This is a genomic window from Moorena sp. SIO3H5 (genome assembly GCF_010692395.1).
In the GTDB taxonomy this organism is placed as follows: Bacteria; Cyanobacteriota; Cyanobacteriia; order Cyanobacteriales; family Coleofasciculaceae; genus Moorena.
The window spans coordinates 1-17,329 of the sequence record NZ_JAAHHS010000140.1 but is presented as its reverse complement, the minus strand read 5'-3'; the positions used below and the strand labels follow the sequence as shown (position 1 = coordinate 17,329).

The window sequence follows — 17,329 nt, the reverse complement described above, 5'->3', positions numbered from 1 at the left end:
CCCGATCTATCCCCAAATCTAGACATAGTGTAATTGCTATTGACCTGAAACTTTGCCAGATTGGTGAATTACTACGGAAAATATAGATCTGAATAAAAGGATGGGGAAGATTGGAAAGTAATACCATTGAATATCCACATCATAAGTAAATTCGGGGGAATAAATACCCCGGCTGGTTTTTCCGCATCCACTCTCGTTTCTCTTCCCCGTTCGCCCATAGGCGGGGTTTGCAGACTCCCTGGAATTTTTGATGAGGAAAATTTGTGACACAGCTATCTATCTTGATCAATTGGATGACTATATTCCTTATTACCAATCAACTCAAATATTTAGCGCGAGGGTTTTAGGAAGAGGAGATTGTGGCTTTAGTGGAAAACTATCTGCACTGGGAACAAGAGCAATGAATGTCACTACGACGAATATCCCTGATCTTGACTTGACCAACTTCACTATTTTGGTGATTGATGATAATCCCACCAATTTAGGAGTAGCCGTTGATTATTTGGAAGATGCTGGTTTGACGATTTTGGTAGCCCGCAATGGTGAGAGTGGCTTGAAGCGAGCTAAATATGCCCATCCAGATATCATTTTGCTAGATGTTTTGATGCCAGGGATGGATGGCTTTGAAACCTGCCGCCGTTTGAAAGGGGATGACGAAACAAAAGATATTCCTGTAATTTTTATGACGGCTTTATCCGGTATAGAGGATAAGGTGAAAGGATTTGAGCTTGGGGGAGTCGATTATCTTACTAAACCGATTCAGTCACAGGAAGTTTTAGCAAGAGTAAAGGTACATTTACAACTGCGTTCCTTGACCAAAACTCTTGAGGACCAAACCAAGACCTTGGAGGAGCAGAATCAACGTCTCAAAAAAGAAATCAAACAGCGCATGGAAGTGGAAGCAGAACTCAACGAAACCCTGCAACAGCTGCAAACTACTCAAGATGAGTTGATCCAATCTGAAAAAATGGCTGCTCTGGGACAACTAGTGGCTGGAGTTGCTCATGAAATTAACACTCCTTTAGGTGCTATTAACTCTTCAGTTAGGAATCTTGCCAACTTTTTAGCTCACCACCTCAAGCAGTTACCTTCCTTTTTTGAAAAACTTTCCAAGGAACGTCAGTCGGATTTCTTTACCTTACTAGAACGGTCGAGCCAACAAAAGACCCCTTTATCTACTCGGGAACAACGTCAAATCAGAAAAGCCTTGACCGGCCAGATGACATCCCACTCGATTGAGAAAGCAGCAAAACTCGCTAATATTTTAGTGGGAATTGGGGTTTCGGATGACCTAGAGTCTTTGTTGCCTCTCCTCAAAGACCCAGAAGGAGAAAAAATTTTACAAACTGCCTATCAATTTGCTAATCTCCAAACCAGTACCCGTAACATTGTTACCGCTGCTGAACGAGCTGCTAAAGTAGTGTTTGCCCTGAAAACTTATGCCCATGATGATTCTAGTGGTAACAAAATAGAGGCAAATATTATTGAAGGGATTGAAACTATTTTAACTCTCTATTATAACCAACTAAAATACGGGGTAGATGTAATCCGAAATTATGACGATTCCTTGCCTGCTACTCTTTGCTATCCCGACCAACTTAATCAAGTTTGGACGAACTTGATTCACAATAGCATTCAAGCTATGGAGAGTAAGGGAACTTTAACCATTGATGTTAGAAAGCAGGATGATCAGATAAAAGTCAGTTTCACTGATAGTGGTAAAGGAATTCCCCCAGAGGTTATACCGAAAATATTTCAGCCTTTTTTTACGACTAAACCCCCTGGAGAAGGGAGTGGTTTAGGACTAGATATTGTCAAGAAGATTGTGGATAAACATCAGGGTCAGATTTTGGTGGAGTCGGTGCCAGGAAAGACGACTTTTACAGTAGTGTTGCCGATCGAGCTGCTCTCAGAGTAATATCCTAAATCCTATAACGCTGCGCTTTAACTATTAAATTAGAATATTAACCTATCTTCCTGAATTGTCAAGTACTTTACCGAAAATTACTGAATATTTTAATTACTAGAGAGACTAATTGGTTGGAGCCCAAGATAGTAACTGGCAGTTTAACTAAAACTTAAATAATTATTAATGTCAATTACCCTATCCCTATGTTGTTTACTAAGTTTCGCAAAAATTGTCAAGTCCTTGTCTTAATGCGTCGCTTATTTAAAATTACTGAATCCTTTACTCCATCTATGATTTAGAACTATGACTATAAAAAATAGTTAAAATTTATTACTTATTTGCTTGAAGATTTGTTACTTATTTGGTTAAGGTTATGTCTTCTTTCTATAAGTCTGTGTATAATAATTTATTGGTTGGCTGAAGTTAACAAAACTGAAGCTAACTGACATTTAAATTTACTGATTTTTAGATGAGCTTTAGAGGTCTAGTTATAACATTGCTTAGCCTCTGAATATTGCTCTATGAAATCTAAATTTAAACTTAAATGTCCTAGGAGTAGACCACACCAAAAAAGGTTAGATAAGGATAACCTAAAAATTAAAATGATGCAAAAATTATTGCAAAAGCTCAAGACAGCAACAGTCATCGCACTGATCAGTGTTTTTGTTCTGTTAAGTTCTGGATGGACTAGCACCGCAGTTGCTCAAAACCCTATGGATCAGCTCGTAACGGGCTATGTATCTAAAGTAAATGTCGCCGATCTGGGCCAAGCCATCTTCTTTTACGAGGAGCTTTTGGGCATGGAACGGGATACTTCTGAGGATACAGACCGTTGGACGCAGTTCTTTTACCCCAACGTGCCTGACACAAAAATTGGCGTCTACGAAGGCCAACCTACAGGAACGGGAGAAGCAGCACTAACACTAGTTGTAGCACATATAGAGTTCGCTAGGGATGTCCTCATCTCTCAAGGGATTGAGGTGTCACCGATTCAAGATGTTGGTGAAGGAGTTCTATTAGCATTCTTTAAGGATTTTGATGGCAACAGCTTAACTCTTCGCGAGAACCGGTGGTTCTAGTTGATATTGACTTTTGAGTAAGTGTTTATAAGGTCAATCTAATCACTGCTTAAGTCACAGAATATTGGTGGGTTACGGCAGATAGCTCTGTTCAAAAACGCCGATTAGCGAGCCTTTTGATGGTGCGTTACGGTGCGGACTATCCCAACGCTGGCTACCGTAAAAATAAGGACAAGTCCGCCCCTAACGCACCACTAGCAACTTCAAACAACGGCTATCTTCACCCAACTATTTTCAAATAAAGCGTTTCGCTCAAATTTCGGATGAATCCGAACAATATAAATAGACTTCTGATCACTAGCAGATGTTCTATGTTCAGCTTCAGTAATTTTGTACCAATCTAGAGCAAAGCATTCACGGCTGTACAAGCTGTAGTAAATGTCATGGGTTGTTAACAGAGATGGTACTAGTGTAAATTGAATAGATTCTCCATTTTTGAAGGCACCATAGTAAAATTTTGTTTCTGGATTAGGTACCGGTAAGAAAACTTTTTTAACAAATGCCTGGGGTAACCATTGTTTAAAGCGCAACAGGTTGAAAACATAATAATTTAACCAAACATGAAGCCAATTTTTTCGTTTAATTAGGTCACGGTAAAAGCTGTTGATATCAGTAGGGGCGTTAATTTGCTTGGCATCTACGACTTTAACGCCATCTGCTTTAACAGTAGGTTGCTCTACTGTGTCTGACCAGTGATAATACCGCAAACCTAATAAGTATTTACCTGGTTTCAAGCTCACGGATTCCCATTGGTTGTCTCGGGATACGGTGAGGGAGCTGATATTAGTGATGGTTTCAAAATCTGGTAGACTGTAAACTACTAATGTCCAAGATTGGGCTGATTGTTTAGCTGCACTCGCATCAAAGCTTATTACTTCTTTAACTTCAATCGGTCCAACTAGAGAAATAATAGCGTGAAGATTCCAACGAGCTCGACTCATTGCCCAAATTAATTTGATGGGCTTTTTGAAAAACTCGGCTGAAAGGAGTTGCCACTGGAGATTTTCAGTGTTTTTTTTGGAGGTAAAGTATCCCCCTATGGTTTGCATCACAAATCTTAGGATGCGGGAAAATATGAAGGAGAGTATGGATAAGGGGATTTCCCAGAAAAGCTCTATATTAGTCATTTTTTAGTATAGCGGAGGGAGCAGGAATCTGAGGCCGTAGGCCACGCTACGGGAACGGAGCAGGCAATAGGCATGCTAGCAATAGGTAATAGGCAATAGGGAACAAATAATCTGTACCTCATAGCTATGATAAACGCTATATTTGGGAATTGGTATTGTTAAGTTTACCTGTTACCTTTTCCCTTTTACTTGTTACCTTGTCACTTTTTAATTTTTCAGTTTTAATCCGTTGTTGGCGATAATTGCAACTATAGCATCTGGTGCATCAACATGGAGGTTATGTCCTCCTGATAGTTTTACTGTTTTAGCATGAGGTATGGCAGCTTGTTGTAAGGCTAGGTCTTCGGCTCGGTTAAAGTTACTATTATTGCCATAAACTAAGGTAGTGGGAGCTTTAATTTGACTCAGTAGCTGTGTGTATTTATTTCGATTAAACGCTGTTCCACTTAAACCAATTCCCGTACGAACTTGCAGTCTTGGATCCCAGCGCCAACGTACACCACCGTCACAAGGTTCGGTAAGTCGCTGAGCATGTTTTAAAGCCAATTCTTCAGAGAGGTTGGGGGTTAAGCGGCGCAGACGATTAGCAGCAGCTTCGATATTCCCAAAGACCTGGTGTTGGGGTGGGGAAGCGAGATAATCTAGGTGGGTTGCTATTTGTTGAGCTGTTTGATCGTCCTTCTGTTCTCCTGGTAGCACCGGCTCCAGCAATAGTAATGATTTGACCTTTTCGGGTCTGACACTGGCAAAGGTGGCAGCAACCACAGCCCCCATGGAATGACCCACTAGAATAAATGGCTGCTCTGTCAGAGCTTTTGCGATCGCATCTAAATCCCCTAAGTAGTCGATTAATTGATAAGACCCTCCCATACCCACATGCTGGGAACGTCCATGGCCTCGCTGGTCAGGTGCAACGACTCGATATCCCATACCTGCTAAGGGACGGGCAATTTCTTCCCAAGCCGCTCCATGTTCTAAAATACCATGGACACATAAGATTAATTCTCCATCCGCCGGACCCCAACTACACATACAAAGCTGTAAACCCCGCACGTCTATATAAGACTCCTGCATCGGTTCAAGTTCTTCGCTTAGCGTGGCCTTTTGGCCAAGGTTAGCTGGTTGGGCTGAAGGTTCAACCTGTAACGGCAATTGATAATCCAACCCTGTCGCTACCTCTTCCGCAAAATTCCCCAAAGGCCGGGGCAGCTGGATTTGCCGCCAAACCTCTGCCAAAGCCGAATCAATTTGGTTATGGTTGCGGAAATTTGGGTCATCCACCGGTAGGGATTGGGGATGAACTCCATCGGTCATCCGCTGCCCTTGATAGGGTTCTAAAACCGCCTCATCAAAAGTAATATCGAGAAACTCACACAACCTTGCCATTACCTTAGCAGGTTGCTTGACGAGTTCCTCGTAATACACTAAATGATGATTGGATGGTGCAATTTCCTGGAAGAAGTCTAGGATATTACGGTTACAGGTTGTCCAAACTTCCTCCGCTAGCCAATAAGGGTCTACCTCATCAATACCAAAGATTTTATCCATCCGATTTTTCACGAACGAATCAATTACAGCATAGGGATGACGTACTAGATGAATATACTTAGCTTCTTCAAATAAATCTTCCGCGTGCCGTAGGGTTTCCAGACTGCCAGCATAGGTAGGAGACTTATCCACAAGCATACGTTGACCCGTTAGTTCCTGTAACCTGCCATAAACCTTCTGAATTGACCAGTCTTGCTGGGTTATCTCCTCCACCATTGTTGTACTGGCTTGGGCATCTAGGTTCATAATTTCCATGAAAGCTCGCGCTAACCCTTCTCCTAAGTGAGTTGAACCTAGGGATTGATTGCGTTCAGCCATGGTATCAAAGGGCAATAGGTGTAATTCTGGTGGACAGAATAAATCCCGATGACCAGCTAGCATCACCCGCAGTAAGGTGGAGCCTGAACGAGGGCTACAGAGCAAAAACACCATGCTCCGATTGCGCTGGGTGGGTTTGGTAAATTTGCGTTCGCTATTGTTATTCCATGCCCAAGGATTAGCCCAATTCTTAATATCTGAGAGACTAGTAGTGGTCAATGAGGTTTGGGTTGGCTGGGGCTGATGAAGCCGCTCGATCTCCAAAGCCAAGTACTCAGCTAGAGCCGTAATCGTTGGTCGCTCATAAAACTCCCTAGGATAAAGCGTTATCTTCAGGTCTTTCTTACAGGCATTGAGTACTTCTACAATCATTAAGGAATCAGCACCCAAATCCATCAGGTTGCTCGACCCCGAGATTTTCCGACTTATCCCTAAAGCCTTAGCAATCTGTTGATTAAGGTAATCTTTTAATAACTCTTCCCGTTGGGTTGTTGTCCTGGCGAGCAGTTGATCAAAAATCCCAGAATTGTCGTTTTCCCCATCCCCCTGAGGCGGTAGTGTTTCTGTGATTACTTCTGATAGGAATAACGGTAACTCTACCGGTAGTCGTTCTTTTAACTTTGACCACTCCACCGGTAATACCCCCACCTGAGCCCCATCTTGTGCCAAAAGTTGTTCGAGTATCTGTAATCCCTGTGGTGCTTGAATCGGCTCTATGCCCAGCATTGCCATCCGTTTACCGACGCCAGCGGCTAAACCCATCTCAGCCCAAGGCCCCCAATTAATACTTAAAGCGCTTGCACCTTGCCCTTGTCGATAATGGCTGAGGCTATCTAAAAATCCGTTAGCTGCGGAATAGTTTCCTTGACCAGGGGTACCTAAGATAGAAGTAGCGGAGGAAAATAGTACAAATAACTCTAGGGCTATATCCTGAGTCAACCGGTGTAAATTCCAGGCTCCCTCAACTTTCGGTTTCATCACCTTCGCAAATTTTGCCCAATCTTGATGCAGCAGCACCCCATCCTCTAGGACCCCTGCACCATGGATAATTCCTTTGAGGGGGGGTAGGGAAACCTGAATTCTCTGGAGACAGTCCCTAACTTGTGCTTCCTGGGATACATCTACTTGCTCAAGGACTACCATCACACCTTGTTCTTCTAATTTCCCAATTATTTCTGAGGCCCTAGAATTTGGTTGGCTTCGTCCTACCAGGACTAAATACCTTGCCCCCTTATCTACCATCCATTCAGCTACCTTTAATCCCAGTGACCCCAAACCACCAGTGATTAAGTAGGTGCTATCTGGTTTTAGCTGCAATGGTAAAGCGGGGGGTTGGGATTGTTGCTGTTGATGAATCAGGCGAGGTACATAAGCTTGTCCATCCCTCAAAGCAATTTGGTTTTCTCCCTGTGGCTGTAATATCTGGTTGAGCAGCATTAATGATTGCTCTTGGTAGTGCTGCTCATTCCCATCCCTTGGTTCTAGGTCTATTATTCCTCCCCACAGTTCTGGATGTTCTTGGGCAATAACTGCCCCTAAACCCCATAGGGGAGACTGGGCAATCTGTAGGGATTTTTTCGTCTTACCTTTTTTCTCTAATGCTACGGGTTGTGTGCCCTCGGTAACTAACCACAGACGAGGGGATTTAGCTAATTCTGCTTTGACTAACCCTTGCAGCAGATGCAAGACACTACCACAACCGTTTTCTAAAGTGGCGTCTAGGGGAAATGTTTGGAATCGGTCCAGTGCGGGAGTATCTAAACTCCACATATGAACCACAATCACAGATGTTGCGTTTAGAGATTCGACTTCTTGATCTAACAGACGCTGAAAGTGTTGCGGTTGTGCTGGGTTAATTTGATAATGGTTTGCTTGTAATTGTTCATAGCTTGAGCCAGGGGAAATTAGCAAAATCCGGTCGGGTGTTGCTTCCAGCTGCTGTTGAACTAAGGTTTCTCCAAATGTTTCTCCAAAGCCCCCTTTATCGGCAAAAATCAACCAAGTTGTACTAGATCTAGATATATCAGTAGATTCATTTGATGTATCTACATCCTTGGGTCGCCATGCTATCTCATACAAGCAATCCCGATAGGAGGGAGTGGAGAGTTGACCATAGGAAATCGGGGATAATGGTTTTACTGAAGTGGTATCTAGCCAATACCGTTGCCGTTCAAACGGATAAGTGGGTAGGGAAACTAGACGACCGGGGTGATGCTGATGGAATCTTCCCCAGTCTACTGATGCGCCATGTTTATATAGGCTTGCCAAACTTTCCAGCATTTGCTGACTATCTGGTTTTCCTGGGCGCAAACTGGGTATAGCTGTGAGCTTTCCTTTCGGTAAACACGCTTTGCCCATTCCCAATAGGCTAGGCTTCGGTCCTACTTCCACACACAGATGATAACCCTCTTGATAAAGGGTTTCCATGCTCTGGTAAAATTTCACGGACCCACGCACATGGTCACACCAATACTCGATCGTAGCTATCTCAGCAGTTGCTAATTGTCCAGTTACATTCGAGATTATCTTTATTTGCGGGGGATGTAGGGATATTTCCGATAATACCTGGGCAAAATCTGCCACCATTGGTTCCATGAGGGCAGAATGGAAGGCATGAGAGACCGGCAACTTTAGTGATTTGACCTTTTGAGAGCGTAGTCGGGCTATAACTGTTTGAACGGCCTGACTTTCCCCAGAAATCACAATATTTTCCGGACCGTTAATGGCAGCGATTGAGACTTTGTCGGATAGGGATTGAATTGCCTCAGTGACCTGTTGCTCATTGGTCAAAACCACTGCCATTTCACCACCTTCTGGCAACTGTTGCATCAAACGCGCTCTTTGGGCAATTAGCTTTAGCCCATCTTCTAAGCTAAAGACTCCTGCTAGAGTTGCTGCCACATATTCCCCAACACTATGACCCATCACCACAGTTGGTTCGATTCCCCAAGACCGCCATAACTGAGCCAGGGAGTATTCTAGAGCAAATAATGCCGGTTGGGTGTAGGCCGTTTGATTTAATAATGTTGAGTTGTCACTGTTGTCGCTAAAGATTTCCGGATAGAGGACATCCAGTAACGGCTGTTCTAAATAGGTTTGCAGAATTTCGGCGCATTGGTCGAGAGTAGCCCGAAAGATTGGTTGGGTTTCGTAGAGTTGCCTTCCCATACCACTATACTGAGAGCCTTGACCGGTAAAGAGGAAAACGATTTCGGGGGGAGTAGGGCTATTTTGTGCTATTTTCTCCGAAATCGTTTCGCTTTCTGTCAACTTGGTCAGTTGTTGCTGCAACTTGTCAGTGGATTTAACTAGGAGGGCTAGACGATAGTTAAAATGCGATCGCCCTTTATTGCTGGTCAAACAAATATCTGCCAGTGTCCTTGATGGCTCAGATGCTATTAAGTCTATGTATCGCTTTCCTAGGGTTTGCAGGGCGGTTGCTGTTTTCGCAGACAAGGTAAATAGATGATAGTTTTCACCTTGATCGTTTTGAGCTTGATAATTTTGGTCTCTATCATTACTTGTCGCTTTTGTCAATTCTGGCGCTCCTTGTAGCACCACATGAGCATTGGTTCCTCCAAAACCGAAAGAACTTACACCAGCAAATGGGGGAATAACATCCCATGGCCAAGGCTCCCCTTGCTGCTGTACTCGCAGGGAGAGTTGATCAAAGGGAATGTGGGGATTTGGCTCAAGGAAATGGAGGCTGGGTAAAAGTTCTTGGTGCTTGAGGGATAGAGCGACTTTGATCAAACTAGCAATACCAGCAGCAGCTTCTAGATGACCGATATTAGATTTGACCGAGCCAATCGCAACAGGATTGTTGGTAGCGTTGTTATCAGAGTTATTATCAGAGTTGTGGTCAGAGGGTTCTCGTTTTAGGACATTTCCCAAAGCCATCGCTTCAATCGGGTCTCCCAGTAGGGTTCCGGTGCCATGGGTTTCTACATATTGCACATCTGACGGTGAAATTCCAGCTTGCTGGTAGGCCGAGACTAGAACAGCTTCCTGAGCGTCTCGATTGGGAGCAGTTAGCCCATTAGTGCGCCCATCTTGGTTAACGGCACTGCCTCGAATCACAGCATAAATTGGATCTTTATCGATCAGGGCTTTGGATAGGGGCTTTACTACTATCACCCCAGCCCCCTCGCCCCTGACAAAGCCATTGGCACGGGAATCAAATGCTTTACAGCGACCATCAGGAGATAAAGCCGTTAACTTACTTAACCCAACCGTCACCACTGGGGTTAGCATCAAATTCACTCCCCCTGCTAGGGCTAGGGTTGACTCACCATTCCAGATACTCTGACAAGCCAAATGAACAGCCACTAGGGATGAGGAGCAAGCCGTATCAACCGTTAGACTTGGCCCTTTGAAATTCAGTAGGTAGGAAATGCGATTAGCTGCCATAGTGGAAGCTACACCAGTATTGGTATATGTATCCACCACCTCTGGACTTTGGAGAAGCAGCTGACCATAATCATGAGTAGAAATGCCAACAAAGACCCCCGTTTGGCTACCACTGAGTTGACTAGGCACTTGGCCTGCATCCTCTAGTGCTTCCCAAATTACTTCCAACAGTAGTCGCTGCTGGGGGTCGATATAGGTAGCTTCCCGAGGAGCAATGCCAAAGAATTCTGGATCGAATTTATCAACATGCGCCAGGAAACCACCATAACGACAATACATTTTGCCTGGTGCTGTGGGGTCCTTGTCGTAAAATCTCTCGATATCCCAACGCTCTGGTGGCACTTCAGTAATAGCATCGACACCATTTTTGAGCAGTTGCCAGAATGATTTTGGGGAAGAGGCACCTGGAAAGCGGCAGCCAATCCCGATAATAGCAATAGGTTCTTTTAAGCCTTTCCTCTTTTGCAGCTGCAATTCAAGAAGGGCGCGTTTTTCCGGGGAGAGATTGGCAATCCGCTTAGCAATATCATCCACTGGCAACATAGATCGAAACATAGATCTAGGAACTATTTGATGGGTTTTCCCAGAATTTCTTGGATTTGTGCTTCTGAGAGCATTTCCAACTCAGCTAAGAGTTGGTCTACCTCTTGATCACCACTGGAGGCAATCGATTTAACCGTTACGGGTGAACGATAAAAGGGAATCGAGGTGAACTGATCCAGATTCTGGAACTGTGCCTCCCATAATTGTTGCATCTCACTACCTGCACTCGAAACTCTCGGTTCGATTTTTCTTGGGCTTTGCCCCTGGTTTGAGTTACTTTGTTGACTTACTGTGGCCAGATATTGGGCAAGAGATTCGATATTGGGATAATCATAAGCCAGTGTAGGAGACAGAGGCACCCCTAACCATTCTTCGAGATCATCAGCTAGTTCGACGGCTGTTACTGAATCTAGACCATAATCAGCAAAAGACTTGCTGATGTTAATAGACTTGGCAGGAAGTTTTGTTTCTCGGGCTAGCCAATCTATTATCCACTTTTTAAGTGTATGGGGGGTTTGCGCTTTGCCGATAGTATTAGTTGTGGGTTTTTTTTCTGGTTTGGTTGGGGCAATGGTTGGGTGTGCGCCTAAGCTCCATTGCCCTACAACTCTCAAGCTATTGTTTAGAAATCCAGCTCGACAAGCATGGCGCTGTACTTTGCCGCTGGATGTCTTGGGAATACTATTGGTCTTGAGCAATAACACAGCATAGACTTGAAGTTGATACTCTAGGGAGACTGCACTGCGGATTGCTTCAACCACTTCATCTACATCTAGTTTCCGCAGGTAATTCCTGGAGACTTCTTGGACAATCACCAATTGCTCACGCTCTTCGACTTCCACAGAAAAAGCTGCGCCATAGGCAGGGCGAAGAGCAGGATGACTCTTTTCCGCCGTCAATTCTATATCTTGGGGATAATGGTTGCGACCCCGGATAATAATTAAATCCTTCAGACGACCTGTTACAAACAACTCGCCATCCTGGATAAATCCTAAATCACCACTACGCAGCCATGGACCTAAACCAGTATCAGCTAGATAGGCATTAAAGGTTTTTTCCGTCACCTCTGGTTGATTCCAATAGCCTTCAGCAACACTTGAACCTTTTACCCAAATCTCTCCGACGGCACCGGCTTCAACTTGGGTGAGGGATTGGGGGTGTGCGATCGCAATTTTTTGATTTAACCAACTGCCCCCACATCCGACCAGCATTCGAGTCTGATCATTACCATTAAACTTGTTACCATTAGACTGATTAAGAAGATTTTCTGGCACGGGAACCACTCGATTTTGTTCAAGAGCTTCCCCTTCAAATTCCCTTACCACTGGAGGTTGTTTTTTGATGCCTCCAGTGACTAATAATGTGTTTTCTGCCATGCCATAACAGGGGTAGAATGCTTCCCGACGGAAGCCACAAGGGGCAAATTTGTGAGCAAATCGGTCTAATGTGGATGCTCGAACCGGCTCAGCACCGGTAAAGGCAATTTGCCAGCTGCTCAGGTCAAGGGTTTCTAATTGCTTAGCCGTAATTTTATGTACACACAGCTCATAGGCAAAATTCGGAGCACCACTGGTAGTCACCTGGTATTTGGAGATTGCTTTTAGCCAGCGGTAAGGCTTGCGGAGGAAATCTACTGGAGCTATCAGGATCATCGGAAAACCGACATAAAGGGGTTGTAGGATGCCGCCAATCAGTCCCATATCATGGTAAGCAGGTAACCACGAGAATCCTCTGCTTTGGGGTGTATCTTGGAAACACCGATTAATCAAAGCTGAGTTGGATAACAAATTCCCGTGGCTAACCATTACTCCTTTGGGCTTACCTGTTGATCCAGAGGTGTACTGTATAAAAGCCAGGGTCTTTTCGTTACAGTCCGGGTGCTGCCAATCTGATTCATGGTTCGTAGGTTGCTTGTGGGGAGGTATCCCCACACCCCTCGTCTTGTCAGTAGCCAGCCACTTCAGTTGCTTATTGGCGCGCGGGCCACCCGCGAGAGCACTGGCTGGATTTTTAGCTAGCTGAGTCTTTATTTTCTTTAATAGAGGGGTAGTAGTGAGGGCAAATTTGGCCTGAGCATCTGCCACAATTGCCTCTAGCCTGAACAAATTTTGATTGGAGCGGGGTGGATAAGCAGGAACCGCTATAACTCCTGCATACAAACAGCCGAAGAAAGCTGTGATAAACTCTAAACCTGGTGGATAGAGTAGCAAGGCTCGCTCCCCTTTTGCGTTCTGGTGTAGAAGCTCCGATGCGATCGCTTGGGCGTGGTTGTCTAACTGTTGATGGGTTAGGTAGCGGTCTGAGGTTTCCCCGTTCAGTAGAAATTTATAGATGATCTGATCCGGTTGGTGTGTTGCTCGGTAACGTAGCAGGTCTACTAAGGTAGAAAATTTTGGTATATTCTCGCTCATGTCATCTAAACTGTCTTTCATGCCTGCACGCCTTATCTTCACAGCCAAATCGTCGTTCATCCCCTGATCGATAGATTTATTAAGTCTTTTTCTAGACTACAACAATCGTTTATTATCCATTACTATGGGCATTATTGGCCAATAAGTGATTAATTACCAATTCCCCCTAGTGATTAGTCCTAAGCATTCAGCTTAAGCGCTACGGGCACGCTACTTGAGGTGCATTCAGCTGCGCATTCGCTGATAGCTTAAGTTTCGGTCATAACTTTCATGCGAATTAGCTGCTCTCCACTCTCGTCCAAAGGAACTTCAATCACGTCACCCGCTAGACGATCCATACAGGTCAGCAGCAATCGCAAGTGGGGAGTACTTGACCCGGTATCTACATACAATCGGTCTGACAGACTACCTAAACGCTTCCAGGTGGTATAGAGTTTGCCAACAACCTGTTCTAGGGCCAAGGCTTGTTTCACTAAATCAGCAGCAGTGTTTAAACAATCAAGTCGTAGCGCTTCATCTAAAGCTAGTTCCATATCCAAGGATGTGTGATTGATAGCTTGGACTTGGGCAGATGCATCTAAATACTTGGCTAAGCAACGGGCATCTGAGGTCACATGTTTAACAGTGTCCACATCTGGATTAGTAGCAATTGCTTCTTGTAATGGAATCAGGTGGATTTCTGGCAGCTTTTCCATCTCTTTGACCAATGGGGCCAGATAACTGGATGGGAGACCCCCTTCAGCGGATTTTTCTTTAACTTCCTCTGGTAGTAATTCTGAGGACATGGCAGTCCATTGATCAGACATCTGTTTGACCTCCCGGCGAGTGATGCGATCGCCTTGTTGAGCTAGTTCTGTCACCATTTGCTGGACTTCCGGAGCCGACTTAGCTGTTTCCACAAATGCCCGTTTACTGAAGTTATTAATGGCATCATGACTAAGCTGACCCTCGATTAACAGAGTATCGGCACTGTTAGCTAGTTCAATTAGGGAGTAAGCCTGACTTTTGCCAATTTCCCGACTTTTGAGCCAATTTAAAAATCCAGCTCCCCTTCCTTCACCGCCTTTTTTCTCCCGGTCTCTTACTACTCGTAGAATCCGTCCCCGCCAGATATCGGTCTGTAGGTCAAAGCGATCGCATACTCGCCAAGCGTGATCTACTAGCTGTTCAAAGTCAGTTTCCTGAATTTCCTCATCCTCTGGATCCGGGAGTTGGAAATCCAGATCCATGGGTTCGTTGAGCAGAGCAGCTAGTTCGGCGGTAGAGTCAGGCACTTGCACCATAGGGAAAGATTATCCAGTCACGGTAAAAACGATTATTGCACGGTTTACAAATTATAAAACTGCACGCTACCCCTAGATGAGTCTGACTTGATTATCTGGCATCATGCACCAGATGTATAGGTTATTAGTCGTCAGTCATTAGTTTGGTTGCTTTTCAGAGCCAGGTGTGACCGTAAACTTATTAACTGGCATTTAATGCGATCGCACAACTAGTCTGGAATCTTCTAGGCTACTCAATCACGAAAAATTTTACGCCATAACTGGATTTATCAAGCCTGGAAAAAATTTCTTATAATCCTTACTAATTAGTAGTTTTTTTGTTTTATTTTATGATTAATTAGTTTTTGGCGTTCCATTTTTAAATTTTACAAAAAAAACTAAACACTATTTAAATAAATTGACATAAATCATTCAATATTAATCGTTTAATTATAACATTATTTTAATTTTATAGCAACATATATAAAACCAAAGTAATGTTATTATATCGTTCCCTAGTAAGCCTGAGGTAAATTTAATTTTTTTTTATTTCCTACTCCCTACTCCCTACTCCCTACTCCCTAAAAACCAGTACAAAATACCCTCACCTACATGTACTTTTATTAAGTCTGAGATAATCGGGAACAAAGGTGGTAAATTATAGCCAACACAGCCAAAGTATCACAGGTGCATCAAGATGGATCAAAAGAAAACTACCGACAATAAATTAATTCCAGGAAGCTTGGCATTAGGATTTGCTTTACTGATTGGTGCTGCCTGGTGGGTCACTAGCTCTAACTCTCGCTCCTTGCAATTGAACCGTATTAGTACTCCGCCTATAGAAGATGTCAACTCTTCTACTACATCTTCTACTACAACAGAGAATGCAAGCGAGAATGCTGATGCTCAAACAAACCTTAACCTTGAGGGATTAGGGGATACCGACCGTGGTTATTCAATCCTCAGTAGTGCTAATTTCCGAGACGCTCTGGTTAAGCGGGGGATTGGTTTCAATTATGCTCAAGAGTTAGACCAGGAAGCTCGTTCAGCAGCTCTTGGTAAGGAACAAGCTGATCTGATTGGCACTAGCTTAGACCAATTCCTGACTCACAAGCCTAAGGGAAAAATTGTTGCTCTGTTGAACCGAACAGAGCAAACAGATGGTACTCAACCCAACTTAGATGTAGTAGTGGCCTCTGAGCGTATCCTGAAATCCAATCCCAAAGAGATACAAGATTTTGTAGAAACATACTACGACCAGGTAGAGAAAGGTAATCTCACAGATCGAGAAACTGCTGGTAAGGGGATGGAGTTTTTTACAGCAGCTGAGGCCAAAGATTGGATGAAATCAGGAACTTTGGCAACAAGAATAGGGGAAACTGCGGGAGTGTTGGCAGCTTCCGGTAAGGCAACAGATGTTCCTGTTGATACCACAGAACTGTTTACCGCTAACTATCTTCCCCCAACAGCTGAGCCAACTATAGCTACAACCCCTCCTACTGATCAGAATCTGTCGGAAGTTGCGGCTCAACCTCAGGTAGCTGATTCTACTCAAGCCGATCAAGCTCAGGAATCAGAACCGGAAAAAACCGTTCTTGAAGCAGAACAAAAACCTGATTCTACAGCGACTCAAGTAGCTGAGGCAGATAATAACACTCAGGCTTCAGTTCCAGGAAAAGCTGAGGAAAAGCCGGAAGTTGCGGCTCAAGTTGAGGATTCCTCTAACACTGAAGCCGATCAAGCTCAGGAATCAGAACCAGAAAAAACCGTTCTTGAAGCAGAACAAAAACCTGACTCTAGCGCCACTCAAGTGGCTGAGGCAGATGATAAAGCCAAGGAATCGCAAGCAGAACAAAAATCGGACTCTACAGACACTCAAGTGGCAGAGACAGAGGGACAAAACCCCCAGCCCCTAACTAACTTAGAAGTTTTAGGTGAAGTCAAGTTTGCCAAGGCTTCGTTTCAATTAAGTCCCCAGGAGCAGCAAAAGCTCACTGATTTGGCAGAGGCAATTCAGAAATTTAGCCCCAGTAGTGTCGTTGTCAAGGTGCAAGGTCATACCTCCCGTACTGGCAATCCTGAATCTAACCAGGAACTCTCTCAAGCCAGAGCTCAAGAGGTAGTGAACTATCTCAAAAGCAAGTATCCCTCCCATCAATTCGTTGTGGAAGGATTAGGTTTCTCCGAACCCCGACCTGGTACTGACCCGACTTCTCCAGTTAACCAACGTACTGTGATTAGTTTGGCACCGATTCAATCTGGAAATTAGTCACCGATCAAGGCGTTGCTCAATTGTGGAAGAATTAAGGGTAATTGGTAATTGGTAATTGGTAATCGGTAATCGGTAATCGGTAATCAGTAATTGGTAACTTGCTCAACTATAGTTGATATGATTCTGATATTGAGCAACGCCGAAGCGACCTGGTTAATTACTGTACATTGCCCTTTTATTAATTGGTGAATCGACTTTCTCAACCACAACCGACAGATAGTGATCAATCTCGATGGCATGGCAGCCTTGAATTACGCTTTGCCTTAGCCCATGGAAAAACTCAACCTATTCACACCTACGCCAAAGCTCCCTTGAAGGTACAGCGACCGTTCTATCCAGAAGGGCTAGGGGTTTGTCACACTGTGTACTTCATACCGCTGGAGGAATGGTAGCAGGGGACAGGTTGTCTCAAGATATCCATCTCGAATCGGGGACTCATGCTTTAATCAC

At 44.2% G+C, this 17,329-nt stretch carries 10 protein-coding genes; 5 read left to right on the top strand and 5 right to left on the bottom strand.

The window, feature by feature from the left end:
* Positions 1 to 250: 250 nt before the first annotated feature.
* A complete protein-coding gene (locus tag F6K52_RS16725) occupies positions 251 to 1,918 on the top strand; it encodes a response regulator (protein WP_293079539.1) in 1,668 nt (555 codons plus the stop codon).
* Positions 1,919 to 2,511: 593 nt separating this feature from the next.
* Positions 2,512 to 2,988 carry a VOC family protein gene (locus F6K52_RS16720; protein ID WP_293079536.1) on the top strand — a complete coding sequence of 159 codons (477 nt, stop codon included), beginning with the start codon at positions 2,512 to 2,514 and terminating at the stop codon, positions 2,986 to 2,988.
* 203 nt (positions 2,989 to 3,191) lie between these two features.
* Here the strand turns inward: F6K52_RS16720 and F6K52_RS16715 are convergent, their stop codons facing one another.
* From F6K52_RS16715 to F6K52_RS16695, 5 genes are all read right to left on the bottom strand, one after another.
* Positions 3,192 to 4,115 (bottom strand): DUF6208 family protein, encoded by a 924-nt coding sequence (locus F6K52_RS16715; RefSeq protein ID WP_293079533.1) that lies wholly within the window; start codon positions 4,113 to 4,115, stop codon positions 3,192 to 3,194.
* A complete protein-coding gene (locus F6K52_RS16710) occupies positions 4,112 to 4,237 on the bottom strand; it encodes a hypothetical protein (protein ID WP_293079530.1) in 126 nt (41 codons plus the stop codon). Before F6K52_RS16710 ends, F6K52_RS16715 begins: the two co-directional genes overlap by 4 nt.
* 85 nt (positions 4,238 to 4,322) lie before the next feature.
* Entirely contained in the window at positions 4,323 to 10,946 is a 6,624-nt protein-coding gene (locus tag F6K52_RS16705) for a type I polyketide synthase (RefSeq protein WP_293079527.1), read from the bottom strand.
* Positions 10,947 to 10,957: 11 nt separating this feature from the next.
* Positions 10,958 to 13,366: an AMP-binding protein gene (locus F6K52_RS16700; protein ID WP_293079525.1), complete on the bottom strand. Its 2,409-nt coding sequence runs from the start codon at positions 13,364 to 13,366 to the stop codon at positions 10,958 to 10,960.
* 227 nt (positions 13,367 to 13,593) lie between these two features.
* Positions 13,594 to 14,628 (bottom strand): hypothetical protein, encoded by a 1,035-nt coding sequence (locus tag F6K52_RS16695; protein ID WP_293079523.1) that lies wholly within the window; start codon positions 14,626 to 14,628, stop codon positions 13,594 to 13,596.
* A gap of 676 nt (positions 14,629 to 15,304) precedes the next feature.
* Between F6K52_RS16695 and F6K52_RS16690 the strand changes: the two genes are divergently transcribed.
* The 3 genes from F6K52_RS16690 to F6K52_RS37025 form a co-directional block, all read left to right on the top strand.
* Positions 15,305 to 16,876: an OmpA family protein gene (locus F6K52_RS16690; protein WP_293079521.1), complete on the top strand. Its 1,572-nt coding sequence runs from the start codon at positions 15,305 to 15,307 to the stop codon at positions 16,874 to 16,876.
* Between the two features lie 188 nt (positions 16,877 to 17,064).
* Complete coding sequence (locus tag F6K52_RS16685) at positions 17,065 to 17,271, top strand: hypothetical protein (protein WP_364418111.1); 207 nt, start codon at positions 17,065 to 17,067, stop codon at positions 17,269 to 17,271.
* Positions 17,265 to 17,329: hypothetical protein (locus F6K52_RS37025; RefSeq protein WP_364418108.1), on the top strand; the 65-nt coding region annotated here is incomplete at its 3' end. The genes F6K52_RS16685 and F6K52_RS37025, both read left to right, overlap by 7 nt.